14 protein-coding genes are annotated in these 18,639 nt (G+C 61.3%); 13 read left to right on the plus strand and 1 reads right to left on the minus strand.

Translation table 11 applies throughout. The annotated features are described in order from the left end of the window. From GA0061100_RS12575 to GA0061100_RS12605, 7 genes are all read left to right on the plus strand, one after another. Positions 1 to 2,922, plus strand: a complete 2,922-nt coding sequence (locus GA0061100_RS12575) for a monovalent cation/H+ antiporter subunit A (protein WP_244557833.1) — start codon at positions 1 to 3, stop codon at positions 2,920 to 2,922. Then, positions 2,922 to 3,260: a Na+/H+ antiporter subunit C gene (locus tag GA0061100_RS12580; protein WP_075853026.1), complete on the plus strand. Its 339-nt coding sequence runs from the start codon at positions 2,922 to 2,924 to the stop codon at positions 3,258 to 3,260. The genes GA0061100_RS12575 and GA0061100_RS12580 overlap by 1 nt, the downstream gene beginning before the upstream one ends. Next, positions 3,257 to 4,867, plus strand: a complete 1,611-nt coding sequence (locus tag GA0061100_RS12585) for a monovalent cation/H+ antiporter subunit D (protein ID WP_075853027.1) — start codon at positions 3,257 to 3,259, stop codon at positions 4,865 to 4,867. The genes GA0061100_RS12580 and GA0061100_RS12585 overlap by 4 nt, the downstream gene beginning before the upstream one ends. Continuing rightward, positions 4,867 to 5,343, plus strand: a complete 477-nt coding sequence (locus GA0061100_RS12590) for a Na+/H+ antiporter subunit E (protein WP_075853028.1) — start codon at positions 4,867 to 4,869, stop codon at positions 5,341 to 5,343. Before GA0061100_RS12585 ends, GA0061100_RS12590 begins: the two co-directional genes overlap by 1 nt. Then, positions 5,340 to 5,621, plus strand: coding sequence for a K+/H+ antiporter subunit F (locus tag GA0061100_RS12595; protein ID WP_075853029.1), 282 nt, complete (start codon positions 5,340 to 5,342; stop codon positions 5,619 to 5,621). The genes GA0061100_RS12590 and GA0061100_RS12595 overlap by 4 nt, the downstream gene beginning before the upstream one ends. Beyond that, a complete protein-coding gene (gene mnhG, locus GA0061100_RS12600) occupies positions 5,618 to 6,001 on the plus strand; it encodes a monovalent cation/H(+) antiporter subunit G (protein WP_075853030.1) in 384 nt (127 codons plus the stop codon). Before GA0061100_RS12595 ends, mnhG begins: the two co-directional genes overlap by 4 nt. Before the next feature lie 568 nt (positions 6,002 to 6,569). Next, the gene (locus GA0061100_RS12605) at positions 6,570 to 8,234 is read left to right on the plus strand and encodes a Na/Pi cotransporter family protein (RefSeq protein WP_075853031.1); all 1,665 of its coding nucleotides are present in this window, start codon (positions 6,570 to 6,572) and stop codon (positions 8,232 to 8,234) included. A gap of 17 nt (positions 8,235 to 8,251) precedes the next feature. Here the strand turns inward: GA0061100_RS12605 and GA0061100_RS12610 are convergent, their stop codons facing one another. Beyond that, a complete protein-coding gene (locus tag GA0061100_RS12610; protein WP_075853032.1) occupies positions 8,252 to 10,606 on the minus strand; it encodes a helix-turn-helix transcriptional regulator in 2,355 nt (784 codons plus the stop codon). Positions 10,607 to 10,742: 136 nt separating this feature from the next. Here GA0061100_RS12610 and GA0061100_RS12615 point away from each other — a divergent pair, with 136 nt between their 5' ends. The 6 genes from GA0061100_RS12615 to GA0061100_RS12640 are packed head-to-tail and all read left to right on the plus strand — an operon-like array spanning position 10,743 to position 18,639. After that, positions 10,743 to 11,771 carry an ABC transporter permease gene (locus tag GA0061100_RS12615; protein WP_075853033.1) on the plus strand — a complete coding sequence of 343 codons (1,029 nt, stop codon included), beginning with the start codon at positions 10,743 to 10,745 and terminating at the stop codon, positions 11,769 to 11,771. Beyond that, the gene (locus GA0061100_RS12620) at positions 11,771 to 12,652 is read left to right on the plus strand and encodes an ABC transporter permease (protein ID WP_075853034.1); all 882 of its coding nucleotides are present in this window, start codon (positions 11,771 to 11,773) and stop codon (positions 12,650 to 12,652) included. The genes GA0061100_RS12615 and GA0061100_RS12620 overlap by 1 nt, the downstream gene beginning before the upstream one ends. Before the next feature lie 3 nt (positions 12,653 to 12,655). Further along, positions 12,656 to 14,302: an ATP-binding cassette domain-containing protein gene (locus tag GA0061100_RS12625; protein WP_075853035.1), complete on the plus strand. Its 1,647-nt coding sequence runs from the start codon at positions 12,656 to 12,658 to the stop codon at positions 14,300 to 14,302. Positions 14,303 to 14,319: 17 nt separating this feature from the next. Continuing rightward, on the plus strand, positions 14,320 to 15,876 hold the full coding sequence (locus GA0061100_RS12630; protein WP_075853036.1) for a hydantoinase/oxoprolinase N-terminal domain-containing protein: 1,557 nt from the start codon (positions 14,320 to 14,322) through the stop codon (positions 15,874 to 15,876). Then, positions 15,869 to 17,002 (plus strand): S-methyl thiohydantoin desulfurase family protein, encoded by a 1,134-nt coding sequence (locus GA0061100_RS12635; protein WP_075853037.1) that lies wholly within the window; start codon positions 15,869 to 15,871, stop codon positions 17,000 to 17,002. The genes GA0061100_RS12630 and GA0061100_RS12635 overlap by 8 nt, the downstream gene beginning before the upstream one ends. A 41-nt stretch (positions 17,003 to 17,043) precedes the next feature. Beyond that, on the plus strand, positions 17,044 to 18,639 hold the full coding sequence (locus GA0061100_RS12640; protein WP_075853038.1) for an ABC transporter substrate-binding protein: 1,596 nt from the start codon (positions 17,044 to 17,046) through the stop codon (positions 18,637 to 18,639).

Below are 18,639 nucleotides of genomic sequence, written 5' to 3' on the forward strand. Positions count from 1 at the left end.
ATAACGAGCGAGCCTGTTTTCATTCTGGCACTTTTGGCTCTGCCGTTTATCGGAAGTCTTCTTTCCGTATGCCTGTTGCGCACGCAGTCGCGGCGCGGTCCGGCCTGGATTGCCGGGACTGTCACATTTCTGGCGCTGTTGCTGTCCGCAAGCTTCTATCCCGCCGTCAAGGACGGTGGCGTCGTCCGTTATAGCATAGAATGGCTGCCGCAGCTCGGGCTCGATTTCAGCCTCAGGCTGGATGGTTTTGCCTGGCTGTTTTCGCTCGTCATCACCGCGATCGGCTTTCTCGTCATCGTCTATGCCCGCTACTACATGTCGGAGGAGGACCCGGTTCCGCGCTTCTTCTCCTTCCTGCTCGCGTTCATGGGTGCGATGCTCGGCATCGTGCTGTCGGGCAATGTCATCCTGCTCTCGATATTCTGGGAGCTGACCAGCATCTTCTCCTTCCTGCTGATCAGCTATTGGCACAACACAGCTGCCGCGCGTGACGGTGCCCGCATGGCGCTGACGATCACGGGGATCGGCGGCTTCTGCCTGTTGATCGGGCTGATCCTGCTCGGCCATATCGTTGGCAGCTACGATCTCGACAAGATCCTGGCCTCTGGCGACATCATCCGCAATCATCCGCTCTACCTGCCTGCGCTGATACTCATCCTGCTCGGCGCGCTGACGAAGAGCGCGCAGTTTCCCTTCCATTTCTGGCTCCCGAATGCGATGGCGGCGCCGACGCCGGTTTCCGCCTATCTGCATTCCGCGACGCTGGTGAAGGCAGGCGTTTTCCTGCTTGCCCGCTTCTGGCCGGTTCTCGCGGGTACCAACGAATGGTTCTACATCGTCGGGGCCGCCGGCATCATCACGCTGCTGCTCGGCGCCTATTTTGCGATGTTCCAGCAGGATTTGAAGGGGTTGCTCGCCTATTCGACGATCAGCCATCTCGGCCTCATCACCACCTTGCTCAGCCTCGGCAGCCCGCTTGCGACGGTTGCCGCCATCTTCCACATGCTGAACCACGCGACCTTCAAGGCGTCGCTGTTCATGGCAGCCGGCATCATCGATCACGAGACCGGCACGCGCGACATGCGCCGCCTCAGCGGCCTGTTCCGCTATATGCCGTTCACCGGATCGCTTGCGATCGTCGCGAGTGCCGCCATGGCCGGCGTACCGCTGCTCAACGGCTTCCTGTCGAAGGAAATGTTCTTCGCGGAAGCGATCGAAACCCATGCAGATTCCATTCTCGATCGCATGCTGCCCTATGTGGCGACGCTCGCAAGCGCCTTCAGCGTCGCCTATTCGCTGCGCTTCATCCAGACGGTCTTTTTCGGGCCGGCCCCGACCGATCTGCCGATCGCCAAGCCGCATGAGCCGCCGCGCTGGATGCGTTTTCCGATCGAGCTTCTGGTCGTGGTGTGCCTGGTCGTCGGCATCGTTCCGGCGCTTTCGGTCGCGCCTTTCCTGCATGCCGCCGTCGTCAGCGTTCTCAATGCCGATACGCCGCAATACAGCCTCTCGCTTTGGCACGGCTTCAATCTGCCGCTCGTCATGAGCATCATCGCATTGGTCGGCGGAACGGTGTTCTATTTCGCCTGCAAGGATTACCTGTCGCGATGCGACGACGGCCCGCCCATCTTCCGTCGTCTGAAGGGGCAGCGCATTTTCGAGCGCGTGCTGGTCGAGGTCTCCTGGCACTGGGCGAGAACCGCCGAAAAGCGGATCGGCACGCGCAAGCTGCAGCCGCAGCTTCGCTGGGTGGTGGCAACGGGCTTCGCGGCCGGTTTGCTGCCGCTCTATTTGTCGGGCTTCGAGGCGAAGCATTTTGCCTTTTCGGGCGCTGATCCGGTCTTTGCTGCCGTCTGGGCGATCGGCATCTGCCTTGCGATTGGCACCGCCTTCTTTGCCAAATATCACCGGCTTGCTGCTTTGGTGATGCTGGGCGGGGTCGGGTTGATCGTCTGCATGACGTTCATCTGGCTGTCCGCGCCGGATCTCGCGATTACCCAGCTCCTCGTCGAGATCGTCACGACCGTTCTCATCCTGCTGGGCTTGCGCTGGCTGCCGAAGCGAAACGAGGGCATCGACGATACGGTCGACCTGCGTGCCCGTTTCCGTCGCTTCCGCGACCTGGCGCTGGCCGTCATCTGCGGCGTCGGCATGATGTTCGTCTCCTATGCCGTCATGACCATGCCGGTGCCCGACGCCATCGCGAATTACTTCCTCGAAAACGCCTATTCGAAGGGCGGCGGCCGCAATGTCGTCAACGTCATTCTGGTCGATTTCCGTGGCTTCGACACCTTGGGCGAAATCGCCGTTCTCGGTGTCGTCGCCTTGACCGTCTATGCGCTGCTGCGTCGTTTCCGTCCTGCACCCGACAGCATGGAGATGCCGGAACAGCAGCGGATACAGAACCGTTTCGACGAGGAACGGCCAGAGCGTTCGGCCGGTGACACGGTGCGCGACTATCTGCTCGTGCCATCCGTCATCATGCAGTGGATGTTCCCCTTTGTGATCGCCCTGTCGGTCTATATCTTCATGCGGGGGCATGATGCGCCGGGCGGCGGGTTCTCGGCTGGCTTGACGCTCTCGATCGCCTTCCTGCTGCAATATCTGGCCGGTGGTACGCGTTGGGCGGAGGATCGCATCCGCATCCTGCCGCTGCGGTGGATGGGCGCCGGGCTCTTGATCGCGACGGCGACGGGTATCGGTGCCTGGTTCTTCGGCTATCCATTCCTCACCTCGCATTTCCAGTATCTGGACCTACCGTTGATCGGCAAGGTGCCGGCGGCAAGCGCGTTGCTCTTCGACCTCGGTGTTTTCCTGCTCGTCGTGGGATCCACGGTACTGATCCTCGTGGCGCTCGCGCACCAGTCGATCCGCATCAATCGCCTGCGCGCGCTTGATGTCGACAAGGCAAAGGGGGATTGATGGAACTCATCTTGTCCATAGCGATTGGCGTGATGACGGCTTGCGGCGTCTGGCTGATCCTGCGTCCGCGCACCTATCAGGTCATCATCGGACTGTCGCTGCTCTCCTATTCCGTCAACCTCTTCATCTTTGGCGTCGGCGGTGTGAAGACGAATGTGCCGCCGCTGCTTGGCGAAGGCACTGCGACGCGCGCTCTGGCGGACCCCGTACCGCAAGCGCTGGTGCTGACGGCGATCGTCATCGGCTTTGCAACGACGGCCCTGTTCCTCGTCGTGCTGCTTGCCTCGCGCGGCCTGACCGGCACCGACCATGTCGATGGAAGGAGTGATCGGAAATGACGGGCTGGTCGCACCATCTCATCATCGCGCCGATCCTCGTTCCGCTGATTGCGGGTGCGCTGCTCGTGTTCATTGACGAGCGTTCGCGCACGTTGAAGGCGCTCATCAGCCTTGCCGCGACGCTGTTGCTGGCCGGCATTGCACTTGCGCTTTTCCGTGCGGAGGGCGGATCACCGGGGCTGGAACGCGCCTATCTGCTTGGAAACTGGAGCGCACCCTTCGGCATCGTGCTCGTGCTCGACGGCTTGTCGGCACTCATGCTGCTGCTGACATCCATCGTCGCCATTGCTGCGCTGATATTCTCTCTGGCCCGCTGGCACGCGGTCGGTGCGCATTTCCACACCATGTTCCAGCTGCTGTTGATGGGCGTCAACGGCGCTTTCCTGACGGGTGACCTCTTCAACCTCTTCGTCTTCTTCGAGGTTATGCTGGCTGCATCCTACGGCCTTCTGTTGCATGGCTCGGGGCCGCTGCGCGTCAAGGCGGGCATGCATTACATTGCCGTCAATCTGGCAGCGGCATTGCTCTTCCTCATCGGTGTCAGCCTGATCTATGGCACGGCGGGAACGCTGAACATGGCGGATCTTGCCGTGCGCATCCCGGAAATGTCGGCCGATCGTCGCATGTTGATGCAGGCGGGTACGGGCGTGCTCGGCATTGCCTTTCTCATCAAGGCTGGGATGTGGCCGCTCTGCTTCTGGCTGCCGACGGCCTATAGTGCGGCTTCGGCGCCGGTCGCGGGCATATTCGCCATTCTCAGCAAGCTCGGCATCTATGTTATCCTGCGGCTGACAATGCTTCTGTTCAATACCGGCCCTTCGGCGGGCTTCGGTGCGACCGTGCTTCTCTACGGCGGCATGGCAACGCTGATCTTCGGAACGGTCGGTGTGCTGGCATCACAGGCGCTTGGCCGGCTTGCAGGTTTTTCGGTGCTGGTCTCATCCGGTACGTTGCTGATGGTGATCGGTATCAATGACGGCTCCATCTCGTCCGGCGCGTTGATGTATCTTGTTAGTTCGACGCTGACGATTAGCGCCTTCTTCATGCTGATCGAGCTCGTCGAGCGTGGGCAGGATGCCGGCGCCAGCGTTCTCGCCGTCACGATGGAGGCATATGGCGATGCCGAGGAGAAGGAGCCGGCAGAAGGCGATGGCGTCACCATGCCCGGCACTATGGCCATGCTCGGCATCTGCTTTGCCGCTTGCGGCATCCTGCTTGCCGGCCTGCCGCCTCTTTCCGGCTTCGTTGCCAAGTTCGCCATGCTCTCGGCCATGATGGGAACCGGCGCGATCGGCATACCGCCGAGCGCCGCCGTCTGGACGTTGATCCTGCTTGTCATTCTCTCCGGCATCGCCGCCCTGATCGCCATGACGCGTGCCGGCATACGCACGTTCTGGAGCTCGCTGGAGGGCACCGTTCCCCGCGTGCTTGTCATCGAGATATTCCCGGTCATGGGCCTGCTCGCATTGACGCTGGCATTGACCATCTGGGCCGGCCCCGTCATGCAGTACATGGATGCGACCATCCGTACGCTCAGCGACCCCAATGTCTATGTCGATGCTGTCCGTAATGCCGTGGTTGCGTCAGCAAAAGCGGGAGGTCTGTGATGTTGCCTTATCCGCTCCTGGCGCTGAGTCTTATCCTGATGTGGCTGTTGCTGAACGGCTTCACGCTCGGCCAGCTCATCCTTGGCATCATCGTCGCGGTTTTCGCTTCCTGGGGTATGGCCTCGCTGCGCCCCGAGAAGCCGCGGCTGCGAAAATGGTATTTGCTACCCAAGCTCTTCTTTCGCGTCGTTTTCGACGTCTTGAAGTCTAATGTCCAGGTGGCCTGGATTATCCTGAGGGGGCGCTCACGCAAGACGACGCCGGGATTCGTGGTCCTTGAGCTGAAGGTGCGGGATCAGATCCCGCTGGCGCTGCTTGCGGTTATCCTGACCAGTACGCCGGGCTCCGCGTGGCTGGAATATGATTCCAACGACAACACCGTGCTGCTGCATGTCCTTGATCTCGAAAATGAAGCGCAATGGCGCAGGACGGTCACCGATCGCTATGAAAGCCTGTTGATGGAGATATTCGCATGAGTGCCATGATCCTCCAGATATCCGTCGCGGCTGCGCAGCTGATGATCGTGGCGGCGATGGCGATCGCCTCCATTCGCATGTTCCGCGGCCCGCGTGCGCAGGATCGCATCATCGCGCTCGACACGCTCTATGTGAATGCCATGCTGCTCTTGTTGACCTTCGGCATAGGCACCGGTCGTGTCGTCTATTTCGAGGCGGCGCTCGTCATCGGCATGCTGGGCTTCGTCGCAACCGTTGCTTTGGCGAAGTTCCTGATGCGCGGGGAGGTGATCGAATGAGCACGCCGCTTGAAAACATACCGCTGTGGGCGGCGATCCCCGTTGGCGGACTTCTCGTGGTCGGCGCCTTCCTGACGCTCGTCGGTGCGATCGGCTTCCTGAGGCTTGGAACGTTCTACGAGCGCATCCACGCGCCGACATTGGGAACGAGCGGCGGCATCGGTGCGATCATGATCGCATCGATGATCTTCTTTTCGATCTCGACACAGACACTCGTCATTCATGAACTGTTGATTGGCATCTTCGTAACGGTCACCACGCCGGTCACCTTCATGCTGCTCGCGCGCGCGGCGCTGCATCGGGATCGCGCCGAGCAAAACGGCAACGTCCCGCCAAAGCAGGCCTCGAGCCAGCCAGAGGCTGAGCAGTCAATGCCATAGAGCAGTGGTCGCACGGGTACGGGCTCATTCCGAGCCCAGCCGATTATACCATGGTATCGATTGATCCCGTTACGCAGTGGCGTATAGAGCAACTCATCCTGAATTCTTGCATTTCGGAAAGCCTGATTCCGGTCGGGCGCGCAGTATCACAGAGGATCACATGAATCCGCGATCTAGTCGCCAGCACACGGAAGCCGACAGTCGACGCTCGTCGGATGCGTTCGTCGTGCTGACCCAACGCCCGGGCAGACCATGTGACCGCAAAGGCCAACGCCAAAGGCGTTGATCCGCGGCGTGGCCTTCCGGCTTCGAACAACCATCGAACCAGGAGGTCGCTATCATGGTCACTATCTTCGAATTGGCTGCGATGAACGACGCGCCGCGCGCCGTAACGCGGTTATCTCGCTGTCACAATTGGCATGATACTTTTGCGTGTGGTCGATTGCCAACTGCGTGGGCGGAGCCCGGCCATAACGGAAATGGCTCGCGTCGAAAATGACGATCCCCGGCGGCATGAGCCGTCTGCATTCAACCAGCATTGTTTTCATTTTCAACCGGATAATGTGTCATGACCGGTAGTCTCGTCATCCTGGAACTTATGGGGCATGTCGCACTTCTCCTCTGGGGAATGCGCATGGTGCAAGGCGGCATTGAAAAGGCCTTTGGCTCCGACCTGAGACGCGTTCTCGGCCGTGCGCTGCGCAATCGCCTGGTGGCCGTTGCCGCTGGCGCCGGCGTGACGATGCTGCTCCAGAGCAGCACCGCAACCGTCATGATGGTCACCTCGTTTGCCGCCCGTGGCGCGGTCGCGCTCGTGCCGGCTCTCGCGGTCATGCTGGGCGCCAATGTTGGTACCGCACTGATCGTCAAGGCGCTCTCCTTCGACGTCTCCTTCATCTCTCCTCTGCTGCTGCTGATTGGCTATGTCGCGTTCAAACGAGGGCCGAAGGGGCGCGTGCGCCACCTAGGGCGCGTCGGCATTGGGCTTGGCTTGATGCTGCTCGCCCTGCATGAACTCGTGCAGACGATCCAGCCGGTCAGCACCGCTCCTGCGCTGCGGAGCATCCTTGACGCGATAACCGGCGATCCCGTGCTCGACATATTGCTGGCTGCGGCGCTCACCTTTGCGGCGCATTCCAGCGTCGCCGTGATGCTGTTGCTGGTGGGGCTTGCCGCCGGCAATGTCGTGACGCCGACCGCCGGCCTCGCATTGGTTCTCGGCGCCAATCTAGGTGGAGCACTCCCGCCGGTTTTCGAAACGAACGCGGCCAATCCCGCCAACCGTCGCGTGCCGATGGGTAATCTCGTGTTCCGCGCGATCGGCGGCATCGTCGTGCTCCCCTTTCTGCAGCCGCTCGCGGATATCCTGCAGAAGCATATGGCCGACCCCGCATCCATGCTGACCAATTTCCATCTGGCCTTCAATGTCATGCTTGCAGTCGCTGGTGTTGGACTGCTCGGCCCGACGCAGGCGCTGTTGGTCAAGCTGTTTCCTGAAAAGATCAAACCGGTGGGGGATGCGGCACGCCCGCTCTTTCTCGACAAGTCGGTACTGGAAACGCCCTATCTCGCCCTTGCCAGCGCCGCGCGCGAGATCCTGCGCATGGGCGATCTAGTGGAGGCGCTTCTCCGTCTGGTTCCGGCCGATCTCGCTCGTCCCGACAAGCAGGCGACGTCGCAGGCCATGCGGCTGGGCAGGGAACTCGATGTGCTGCATGAGGCGGTCAAGGCCTATCTTGCCCGGCTGGAGCCGTCGGAATTGACGGATCGCGACGCCAGCCGCCTGTCCGACGTCATCGAATTCGCCGTCAATCTCGGGCACTCCGGTGATATTCTCGAGCGCTGCCTAGAGCAGATCACGCGGCGCGCCGAAGGGACGATCAATGCGGCCGACCATGCAGCCCTGCAGACGATCCAGGCCGAGGTCGCCGCGGACCTGCGGCTGGCGCTATCGACATTGACGACGGAAGATCCGCGTTCGGCCCAGGAACTGGTGGATGCCAAGCGGCATCTCAACGAAGCCGAGCGGGGTGCGGCAAGAGACCATCTCGCCCGTCTGGGCGGCGCCAATCCGGCGCTGCTCGGTTCAAGCAGCCTGTTTCTGGCGACGTTGCGCGATCTCAAGCTCGTCAACTCCCATTTTGCCAGTATCGGCTATGCTGTGCTGGGCGCGGAAGATACGGGTGCCAGCCGCGCCTTGCGGGAGGATGCCGACAAGGCCAGTCTGGTCTGATCCAGCAGTTGCTGCGATCACAGCCAGCCGAGCGCGGTTGCTGCCCGGATCGCTTCGGCGCGGCGATGACAGCCCAGCTTGCGAAACAGATTTCCGAGGTGAAATTTCACCGTCACCTCGGAAACATTGAGAGTATGGGCAATGCGCTTGTTCGACATGCCGCTTGCGATCAGCTGGATCATCTGCACCTCGCGCTGCGAGAGACCACCTTGCAGGGCTTTCGCCTGCGGCGAATTCATCGAAGCGGCAAAAAGCGAAAGCGCGGTGCGGACATCGGACGAGGTCTCTATGAAGCTGCGGATACGCTGGTTCTTGAGCAACGGCGAAAGGAAGATCCGCTCCTCGGAGAGGACGCCGTTGCAGCCGAGGCGTGTCGCGCTTTCAAGCGCAGACAGCAGATGCGCGCGCGTCGCGGCATTGTCACGGCGTTGATAGGCGGCATAGCTTTGCCAGAGCTGCAGGGCAACTTTCTCTCGGTTGGTGACTTTCGGGTTGGCGATCAGCGCATCGATCTGGCGCGAGAGATAGGGGCGCGGCGTCGACAGACGCACGCTGTCGCGCAGCCATGCCATAGCGTAGGAAATCTCGTCCCGTCTCGTCAGGCGGGTCAGTTCTTCGTTGGCGCTTTCGACCCAGTTGCGGCCGATGCGCATGCGGACGGCGGAAAGCGTTAGTGCTGCATCGCTCCAGCGATTGGCATTCTGATACGCAATCGCGGTGCGGATCTCCATCATCGCGTGGAATTGCAGGCCCTCTGACAGATGGATCCAGAGCCCGTCGAGAAAACCGGGCCGGATCACCATCGGAAAATGATCGGCCAGGACCTGTGACGCATAGTGAAGCGCGAACTGCATCAAGCTGGGCCAGATTTCCGCGGCGGCGAAACCATCGAACTCATTCTGAACGAACTGCAGGAGATCGCGAGGGTGACCTGCCTCATAGGCGATGGAGGCTTCGGCGAGCCGCAGCATCCGGAATTCCGCCTCTGCCGCGTGCGGCACCTGTTCGAGTTTCTGCCGTGCCTCCTGGGCAGCCCGACGTGCAAAAAGGGCATCGCCGCTCATAAGGCGCAACACCGTCTGATGCAGATGGATGAAGAATTCCAGCAGCGGCTGGCCGCCCATATGGCCGAGGTAGATCAAGGCGCGGGCGGCAGCCGCCTCCGCCTCGCGAAAATTCCGGCGGCGAATTTCGAATTCCAGCAGCGCGTTGTAATAGGCAGCCCATTTGCCGTAATCCCCCATCGGATAATCCGCCATGAACTCGCCGAGCCGGGTGATCATGGCGTCGGTCGGCATCAGGTCTTCGGAGATCATGAGATTGAGCCGGAAGGTTCGTGCCGCAAAGGAAAAGCGCGACCCGCGCAGCAAGACCTTGAGCGGATCGAGATAGTCCGAACCCAGATGCTTGCCGACCAGATGGCGCACGCGCTGCAGTTCTCCGAGCTTCAGGAGCGTGCGGGCCATGGCAAAGAGCACGACCTCGTTGGTTGCGATCATCTCGTGGGAAAACCGCATGATGATGTCGCGAAAGGTCTGGAGGCTGTTGCGGTAGATCAGTTCCAGGCCGCGGGCACGCTCCAGAATTTGTGCTGCGTGGGCCTCATGTCCATGCTCCAGGAGCAGGGCCATGGCAGCAAGCGCTCGTCCCGCCCGTTCGAGGGCGGAAGCGACCTCAATCACCGCGACTGCTGTCTCGAAGGTCGCCAGCCGTTCGCCGACGGCGATGGTCAGAAGTTTCAACAGCTCTGGGTGTTCATCTGGAGCCTCGACAAGCAGAGGCGGCAATAGGCCAGCCCATTCATCGGACGGGAGCGAGGCGGGCGCTTCGAGCCAGATCGATAGCGAAGCCGTCTGTCCCGGTGAAAGGTGAGCGAGGAAATTTTCGCGCAGGTAGTCGATGCTCAGGCGTGTGTCCTGCAGGTGCGTCAGCGGCAGAAATGCCGGCCAACCGGCGTAATCCCTGAGGAGCCGCTCGGCTTCTTCGGTATGAAGATCACGCAATTCCTCTTTCGAAAATGTGAGATCCCCACCGTCGAGCGTGACTGCACCGCGATGCAGGATAAGCCGCGCCAGTCCGCTGATGCGCTGATCGGGGCGGCAGGCGACCACCAGCACGCCGATGGTCTCGACGAGTTGGGCAGAAACGCGAGCCGACCGCACTGACACTGGCACGTCCCAGAAGAGCCAACCATCCTCAACATCGCTCATCCGCGGCTGCTGCAGGCTGCAGACCTTCCGGCCCATCGCCTTTGCTACCATGGACAGAACAGTGGTCTTTCCGGCGCCCGCAGGGGCGCGCAGGAAGATCACGCCCGCTCGCTCTGCGGCGATGCGGCGGCAAAGATTGGGCCGGGGGATCAATCTGTTCATGCAGGGTTTGTAAGCATATAGCGAAAAATAACCTATACCATAAAGCTAAAAAACTATACCTTTGTCCCGTTGTTCATCGCCGGAAGATGCGGATTGTTGTTGCCAGGTTAGCTGGCGAACAAGGAACCTCCCGTCGATGCAGCAACATCCGTTGGTCGCGATCCTGACGCGGCTCAGCACTTTCGTGCTGGTCATGATCGCGCTCTCCATCATGATTTTCGCGCTGGCGCGCGTCGTGCCCGGAGATCCCGCGCGCATGGCGCTCGGCCCTGCGGCAACGCAGGAACAGGTCGATGCGCTCCGTGTTCAGATGGGCCTGGATAAGCCGCTTCTGGTGCAATATGTCGACTATGTCGGCAAGGCGCTGCGGGGTGATCTCGGCATGTCGCTGGTCTCGCAGCGTCCGGTCACGACCGATTTGGAGCAGACGGTGCCGGCGACCGTCGAACTGGTGCTCGTCTCCGTCATCTTCATGTTCGTGGTGGCCATTCCGCTCGGGGTCATCACCGCGCATTTCCGCGATCGTGCGCTGGACCATATCGGCCGAATCCTGTCCTTGACCGGGGTGACCATTCCGAGCTTCCTGTTTGCGATCAGCCTGCAATTGCTGGCCGCGCGCTGTCTGCCGAACTGGCCGATCATCGGCCGTCTCGATCATTCCTTAAGTTTTCAGCCTGGGCCGACCGGATTCCTGTTGATCGATGGGCTGCTAGCGGGACGTCTGGATGTGTTTGTCGATGCGCTCCAGCATCTCGTGCTGCCTGCCTTTGCGCTTGCCATGGCCGGTATCGGCCAGATTACCCGCATCACCCGTTCCTCCATGCTGGAGAACCAGCGCAAGGACCATGTCTTGACCTTGCAGAGCTTCGGCGTACCGGAGCGGGTCATCATCTTCCGTTATCTCCTCAAGCTGTCTTCGATCGCGCCATTGACGATCATGGGCCTCGAATTTGCATCGCTGATCGGCAATGCCTTCGTCATCGAGATGGTGTTCGCCTGGGGCGGCTTTGCGTCCTACGGGCTCAACGCCATCTTGCAAAAGGATCTCAATGCCGTGACGGCCGTCGTGCTGGTCGCCGGCCTGTTTTTCATCGTTGCGAACCTGGTCGTTGACGTCCTGATCTCGATCATCGACCCGCGCCTGCGCCGCAAGGAGGCACGCTGATGGCCGATATGAAGATGCTTGATGCCTCCGACCGCGGACTGAGCACGGGTTACATGATGTGGTATCGCTTCAGCCGTAATCCGGCTGCGGTGATCGGTACGCTGATTCTGACATCGGTCGTCGTGCTTGCAGTCTTTGCACCCTGGCTCACGCCTTATCCGAAGCATGTCGGTGCCGTCGTCGATTTCCGCGCACGGCATGTAGCGCCCGATGTCACTCATTGGTTCGGCACGGACAAGGTCGGTCGCGATATCTTCTCCCGCACGGTCTTCGGTCTGCGTGTTTCACTGCTGCTGGTCATCGGCGTCCTCGGCATTTCCGTGCCGATCGGCACAGTGCTCGGCCTGGTCGCAGGTTATTTTGGCGGCTGGGTCGAGAAGCTCATCACGGGTCTGACGAATGTCATGCTGGCGATGCCGCCGCTCGTCATGGCGCTTGCAGTGTCGAACTTGCTCGAGCCGAACCTGATGAACGCGATGATCGCGATTACCTTGTTGTGGTGGACCTGGCATGCGCGGCTGATCTATTCCGTCTCGAAGTCGATTGCCTCCGAAGACTATATCGAGGCGGCGCGACTTGCCGGCGCCGGGCCGATGCACATCCTCTTTCGCGAAATCCTGCCGAATTGCGTGGCGGTCATCTCCGTCAAGACGACGCTGGATGCAGCCTTCGTCATCCTGTTCGGCGCCACTCTCAGCTTCCTCGGCTTCGGGGTGAAGCCGCCCATCCCTGACCTCGGCTCCATGGTTGCCGATGGCCGCCAGTTCATGCCCGGTTATTGGTGGGAAGTCGTTTGCCCCGGTGCTGCAGTCTTTTACGTAACGCTCGGCTTCAATCTCCTGGGCGATGGCTTGCGCGACATGTTCGATGTGGAGAGCTAAGCCATGACCGAGCCACTTCTCAAGATCGAGGCTTTGAATGTCTCCTTCACCACCTACGGCCGAACCCGGCAAGTGCTGCGTGATATCGCCTTCACCGTTGCCGCCGGTGAGCGCGTCGCGCTGATCGGGGAGACCGGATCGGGCAAATCCGTCACGGCGAAAGCGATCATCGGCACCCTGCCGAAGAATGCCTCCATCAGCTCAGGCACAATTTCGGTGTCGGGTCGCGATGTCCTGAAGATGCAGCGGAGGGAGCGCGAGGCGCTGAAAGGCACCGCTTTTTCGCTGATCATGCAGGACCCGCTTTCCTCCTTCAATCCGGTCTTCAAGATCGGCACACATCTCGACGACGTCATGCGTTTTGCCGACAAGCGTGATGGTGTCCGTTCGTCGAAGGCCGAGCGTCGGACGCGGATCGCCGCCGTCTTGCGCCGCGTGCAGCTTGCCGATGCCGAGCGGGTTATGAATGCCTATCCGTCCGAGCTTTCGGGCGGCATGCGCCAGCGCGTCCTGATCGGGCTTGCACTGCTGCACCAGCCGAAGCTCTTGATCGCGGACGAACCCGGCACGGCACTCGACGTGACGACGCAGGACGAGATCCTGAACCTGATCAACCAGCTGGTGGTCGAGGAGAACATGGCTCTCCTGATGATCACCCACAATCTCGGCGTTGTACGCAAGGTCGCGGACCGGGTGGTGGTCATGCATCACGGCGATATCGTCGAGGCCGGCCCTTGCGGTGAGATTCTGACCAAGCCGCACCAGCCCTATACGAAGGCGCTCCTGGAGGCCGTGCCGCCGCTTTACGGCGAACGCGTCACCGACCTGCCGCAGAGCGAGCGCGCACCGATTGTGAAAGTCGAAGGGCTGAACAAGATTTATGGCAGGAAGCCGGGTTTCCATGCCGTTCGTGACGTGAACCTGACATTGCGCCAGGGCGAAATCTTCGGATTGGCCGGCGAATCCGGTTCCGGCAAGACCTCGGTCGCGCGCATCATCATGGATCTGTCGCGACCGACGTCCGGCAGCGTCACCATCGATGCGCCGGCACCGGAGCGCGGCAAGCGGCTGACGCAGATCGTCTATCAGAACCCCGGCACGTCGCTCAATCCGAAGCGCAACGTCCAGCAGACCCTGTCGCTGCCGCTGAAATCGATTGGCATGGATGGGCCGACCCGCGAGGCGCGGATGAAACAGCTCATGGAGCTGGTGCGCCTGCCGCAATCCTATTTGGCAAAGTACCCTCATGAGCTTTCGGGCGGCCAGAAGCAGCGCGTGGCGATCGCCCGCGCGCTGGCGGCTGAGCCGAAGATCCTGATCCTCGACGAGCCGACCGCAGCGCTTGATGTGTCCGTTCAGAAGACCGTCATCGAACTGCTTTTGCAGCTGCGCGAGGAGCTCGGCCTCACCTATCTGATGATCTCGCATGACCTGTCGCTGATGCGCAATTTCTGCTCGCGTATTGCCATCATGCTGCGCGGCGAGATCGTCGAGGAAGGGCCGACGCCAGAGGTCTTCGCCGCACCCAATCACCCCTATACACGTGCGCTGATCGCTGCGATCCCCGTCGTCACCGACGAGGAAGAGCGCCAGAAGCCCGCGGTAACCGAGGAAGAGCGCAAGCGCTTTCTCGTCAAAACCACAGACTGATCGAAGAGGAGCCTGACGTGTATCGCGTTGGAATTGACGTCGGCGGCACCAATACGGATGCTGTCGTCCTGGAGGAAAAGACCGTTCTGGCCGGGGTCAAGGCCTCGACCACCGAGGACGTGACTTCGGGCGTGATCGAGGCGCTGGAGAAGGTCATCGAGGCCTCCGGCATCGATCGTACCCGCATTGCTGCCGTCATGATCGGTACCACGCATTTTACCAATGCGGTGATCGAGCGCCGACACATGGACGAGGTTGCAGCCATCCGCCTGAGCCTGCCGTCCGGTGCCGGTCTGCCGCCCATGGTCGACTGGCCCGATGATCTGCGCGAGATCGTCGGCAATCACGGCTACCAGGTCAAGGGCGGCTACGAGTTCGACGGACGCGAGCTTTCGCCGCTCGACGAGGACGCCATCATACGCATCGCCGGCGAAATCCGCGCGAAGGGCCTGAAGGCTGCCGCTGTGACCTGCGTCTTCAGCGGTATCAACGATGCCATGGAGCTGCGGGCCAAGGAAATCCTGCAGCAGCATTGCCCGGGCCTGCCCGTCGTCATGTCGAAGGACATCGGCCGTCACGGTCTCCTGGCGCGCGAAAGTGCGGCGATCATGAATGCGAGCCTGCTGTCGCTTGCCGCTCGTACGGTTGCGGCTTTTGGCAAGGCGCTTGCAGCCGCCGGCATCCCGTGCCCGTTCTACATCACGCAGAACGACGGAACGCTGATGGCGGCCGACGTCGTGCGTGCCTTTCCGGTGCTGACCTTTGCCTCCGGCCCGACCAATTCCATGCGCGGTGCCGCGTTCCTGACCGGTCTGAAGGACGCTGTCGTCGTCGATGTCGGCGGCACTACCTCGGATGTCGGCGCTCTCTCGCACGGCTTTCCGCGACAGGCCTCGACGACTGTCGATATCGGCGGGGTTCGCACGAATTTCCGGATGCCCGACGTCTTTTCGATCGGGCTCGGCGGCGGGTCGCTCGTTGTCAGCAATGAAGCGGGAATCATCGTCGGACCGAAGTCCGTCGGTTATCGCGTGCGCAAGGAAGCGCTCTGCTTCGGCGGGTCGACGCTGACCGCCACCGACGTCGCTGTAGCCGCCGGTAAGGCTGAAGTTGGCGATGCCGCGTTGGTTGCCAATCTCGACAAGGGTTTGGTCGATGCGGCGGTTGCAAAAATCAACTCCATGTTGGAGGCCTGCGTCGAGCGCAGCCGCATTTCCTCGACGCCGGTGCCGGTCATCGCAGTCGGCGGCGGTTCGATCCTGATGCCCGATCGCATCGGCGATCTCGAGGTGATCTTGCCTGAGAATTTTGCCGTAGCCAATGCTGTCGGCGCTGCCATTGCCCAGATCAGCGGCGAGACGGATCGCGTCTTCTCGCTCGTCGACGGCTGCACGCGCGAGAGCGCGCTTGCCGAAGCCGAAGCCGAAGCGCGCGAAAAGGCAATCGCCGCCGGCGCGCTTGCAGAAACCCTTGAAGTTATCGAGCGCGAGGACACGCCGCTTGCCTATCTGCCCGGCAACGCCACGCGCATTCACGTCAAAGTCGTCGGTGAAATGGGAGGGCATCATGCCTGAGGCGCGCAAGCAGAAATACGATGATGCCGCTCTGCGCCGGCTGACGCCGGAGGATCTCGATGCCCTGGAAATCGGTGCGGGCATTCTTGGTACTGGCGGCGGTGGCAACCCCTACCAGGGCAAGCTTCTCGTTCTCGAAGCCATGAAGGCCGGCTACGAGATGAAGGTGCTCGCGACCGACGCCATCGAACCCGATGCACTTTGTATGTCGATCGGCGGCATCGGTGCGCCGGTTGTCGGCGTCGAACGCATCCGCGAGGGGCGCGAGGGCTTGCGCTGCCTGCGCGCCATGGAAGAGCTCATCCGCACGCCGATCGATGCCATTGTTTGCGAAGAGATCGGCGGCGCGAATGCGATGAACCCCCTCGTTACCGCCGCTCTCGGTGGCCTGCCTATCCTCGATTGCGACGGCATGGGCCGGGCCTTCCCCGAAATGCAGATGACGACCTTCTCGATCTATGGCCACAGCTCCACGCCCTCGGTCATGTGCGACCTGCATGGCAATGCCGTGATCTTCAGCCATGCCGTATCGGAAGTCTGGCACGAACGCATGGCGCGTGCCTGCGTGGTCGCTCAGGGCGGCGGGGCCATGCTGGCGACCGCGCCGATGCAGGCCCATTATGTCCATCAATACGGCATCCCGAAGAGCTTCACCAAGGCGATCGCGCTCGGAGAAGCGGTGATCCGCGCGCGCAAGGCGCAGGAAGATCCGATCGCCGCCGTTTGTGCGCTGGAAGGCGGAAGGCGGGTGTTCAACGGCAAGATCACCGACCTGAAGCGCCATCTGCGCGGCGGCTTCGTCATCGGCGATATGGAACTTGCCGGCTTTGACGATTGCAACGGCCAGACGGCAAACGTGGCGATCCAGAACGAATTCCTGGTCTTCCGCCGCGATGGCGTGATCGAGGTCTGCGTGCCGGATCTGATCGTGCTGCTCGATGTCGATACCGGCTATCCGATCACCACCGAAATGCTGCGCTACGGCCAGCGCGTCGCCGTCGTCGCCATTCCCTGTCACGAGCTGCTGCGCAGCGCGCGTGCGCTCGACGTCGTCGGTCCGGCCGCCTTCGGCTATCCGGACATCATCTATTCGCCGCTGCCGGCCCCAGGCCGAAAGGCAGCCTAACCATAAGCGGGGCAGTTCCCGCATCAAAGAGGAGAACTAGAATGAAGATGGGTTTCAGAAATCTGCGTCTGACGGCGCTGCTGCTTGCCAGTGCCATGGCATTGCCGCTGACCTCGGTCGCAGCGTCGGCGGCCGACAAGGTGTCGATCGCCGTCAACACGATGCAGATCTTCAGCTCGCTCGATCCGGCCAAGGTCACCGACTACACGGGCTACATGGCCATCGTGAACATGTATGACGCGCTGACGACCGTCAGCCCTTCGGGCGAGATCGTGCCCCATCTGGCAAAATCCTGGGATATTTCTCAGGACGGTCTGACCTACACATTCCATCTTCGCGACGACGCCAAATTCCAGGACGGCACGCCGATCAAGGCATCCGACTTCGTCTGGTCGATCCGGCGCCTGATCGGCATCAACAAGGGTCCCTCAAACCTCGTCGTCGGCCTCGTGCAGCCCGACAACGTTACCGCGCCTGATGACAAGACCGTCGTGGTCAAGCTCGATCGCCAGTTCTCGCCGTTCATGGCTGTCACGCCGCTGATGATGGCGCTGAACGAGAAGCTGATCGAGGCCAACACCAAACCGGACGACAAATGGGGCGAAGCCTATGTCGGCGAGCACTCCGCCGGTTCCGGCCCTTATAAGCTCGTCAGCTACAATCGTTCCGCCGATATGGTGATCGCGCGCAATCCCGATTACTTCCTCGGCTGGACCAAGGGAACACCGATCGACGAAGTGCGTTTCGTCCAGACAAGTGACGATGCTACCGTCAAGGCGCTTGCCGAAAAGGGCGAGCTCGGCCTTTCCTCGCATGGCCTCGGCAACGATACCTACGAAACGATCGGCAAGATGTCGGGCTACAAGCTGCTGCAGTCGACGACGGCCGGCGGTTTCGTCATCAAGCTGAACAGCAAGGTCTATCCGACCGACGACGTGCATGTCCGGCGCGCGATCGCCTATGCGACCGACTACAAGACCATCCAGGAAGCGATCTATCCGGGCTTCGACATGACCGGCCCGCTTTCGACCGTCTTCAAGGATGCTCACAACGACGATATCCAGCCCGGCGTCTTCGACCTCGAAAAGGCGAAGGAAGAGCTCGCCAAGTCGAAATATGCGGGCCAGAAAATCACGCTGGTGAACAGCTATGTCGCCTCGCTCGCCTTCGAATCCGAAGTTGCGCTGCTGATGCAGGCCAATCTCGAACAGATCGGTATCACGCTCGATATCAAGCCCGAGCCCTGGAACCGCATCGTCGAGCTTTCGTCGAAGCCGGAAACCACTCCCGCATCGACACAGGTCAATATCTCGCCCAACTATCCGTCGCCTGACGCGATCTTCTACAATCAGTATCACTCCAAGGCTTCCGGCACCTGGATGTCGATGGAATGGCTGCAGGATCCTGAGGTCGACGCGCTGATCGACAAGGTAAGGGCAACCACCGACATCAAGGAGCAGAATGCAACCTACAAGGAGCTGCAAACAAAGCTCGCCGAACTGCAGCCCGACGTATGGGCGGTGTCGCCGAACCGGCGCTATGCGGCGAACAAGTGCCTTCAAGGCTACGAGTTCATCCCGATGCAGAGCTGGGATCTGAACTTCTCGAACTTCCATTGGGACTGCAAGGCGAACTGA

Source organism: Martinezella hainanensis, from assembly GCF_900094555.1.
Classification (GTDB): Bacteria; Pseudomonadota; Alphaproteobacteria; order Rhizobiales; family Rhizobiaceae; genus Rhizobium; species Rhizobium hainanense.

What these genes read in the sequence shown, in the direction of transcription:
- GA0061100_RS12615 (WP_075853033.1), top strand. Translation starts at nt 10,743, where the DNA reads ATGCAGCAACATCCGTTGGTCGCGATCCTGACGCGGCTCAGCACTTTC.
- GA0061100_RS12595 (WP_075853029.1), top strand. Translation starts at nt 5,340, where the DNA reads ATGAGTGCCATGATCCTCCAGATATCCGTCGCGGCTGCGCAGCTGATG.
- GA0061100_RS12585 (WP_075853027.1), top strand. Translation starts at nt 3,257, where the DNA reads ATGACGGGCTGGTCGCACCATCTCATCATCGCGCCGATCCTCGTTCCG.
- GA0061100_RS12625 (WP_075853035.1), top strand. Translation starts at nt 12,656, where the DNA reads ATGACCGAGCCACTTCTCAAGATCGAGGCTTTGAATGTCTCCTTCACC.
- GA0061100_RS12610 (WP_075853032.1), bottom strand. Translation starts at nt 10,606, where the DNA reads ATGAACAGATTGATCCCCCGGCCCAATCTTTGCCGCCGCATCGCCGCA.
- GA0061100_RS12590 (WP_075853028.1), top strand. Translation starts at nt 4,867, where the DNA reads ATGTTGCCTTATCCGCTCCTGGCGCTGAGTCTTATCCTGATGTGGCTG.
- GA0061100_RS12620 (WP_075853034.1), top strand. Translation starts at nt 11,771, where the DNA reads ATGGCCGATATGAAGATGCTTGATGCCTCCGACCGCGGACTGAGCACG.
- GA0061100_RS12580 (WP_075853026.1), top strand. Translation starts at nt 2,922, where the DNA reads ATGGAACTCATCTTGTCCATAGCGATTGGCGTGATGACGGCTTGCGGC.
- mnhG (WP_075853030.1), top strand. Translation starts at nt 5,618, where the DNA reads ATGAGCACGCCGCTTGAAAACATACCGCTGTGGGCGGCGATCCCCGTT.
- GA0061100_RS12635 (WP_075853037.1), top strand. Translation starts at nt 15,869, where the DNA reads ATGCCTGAGGCGCGCAAGCAGAAATACGATGATGCCGCTCTGCGCCGG.
- GA0061100_RS12605 (WP_075853031.1), top strand. Translation starts at nt 6,570, where the DNA reads ATGACCGGTAGTCTCGTCATCCTGGAACTTATGGGGCATGTCGCACTT.
- GA0061100_RS12640 (WP_075853038.1), top strand. Translation starts at nt 17,044, where the DNA reads ATGAAGATGGGTTTCAGAAATCTGCGTCTGACGGCGCTGCTGCTTGCC.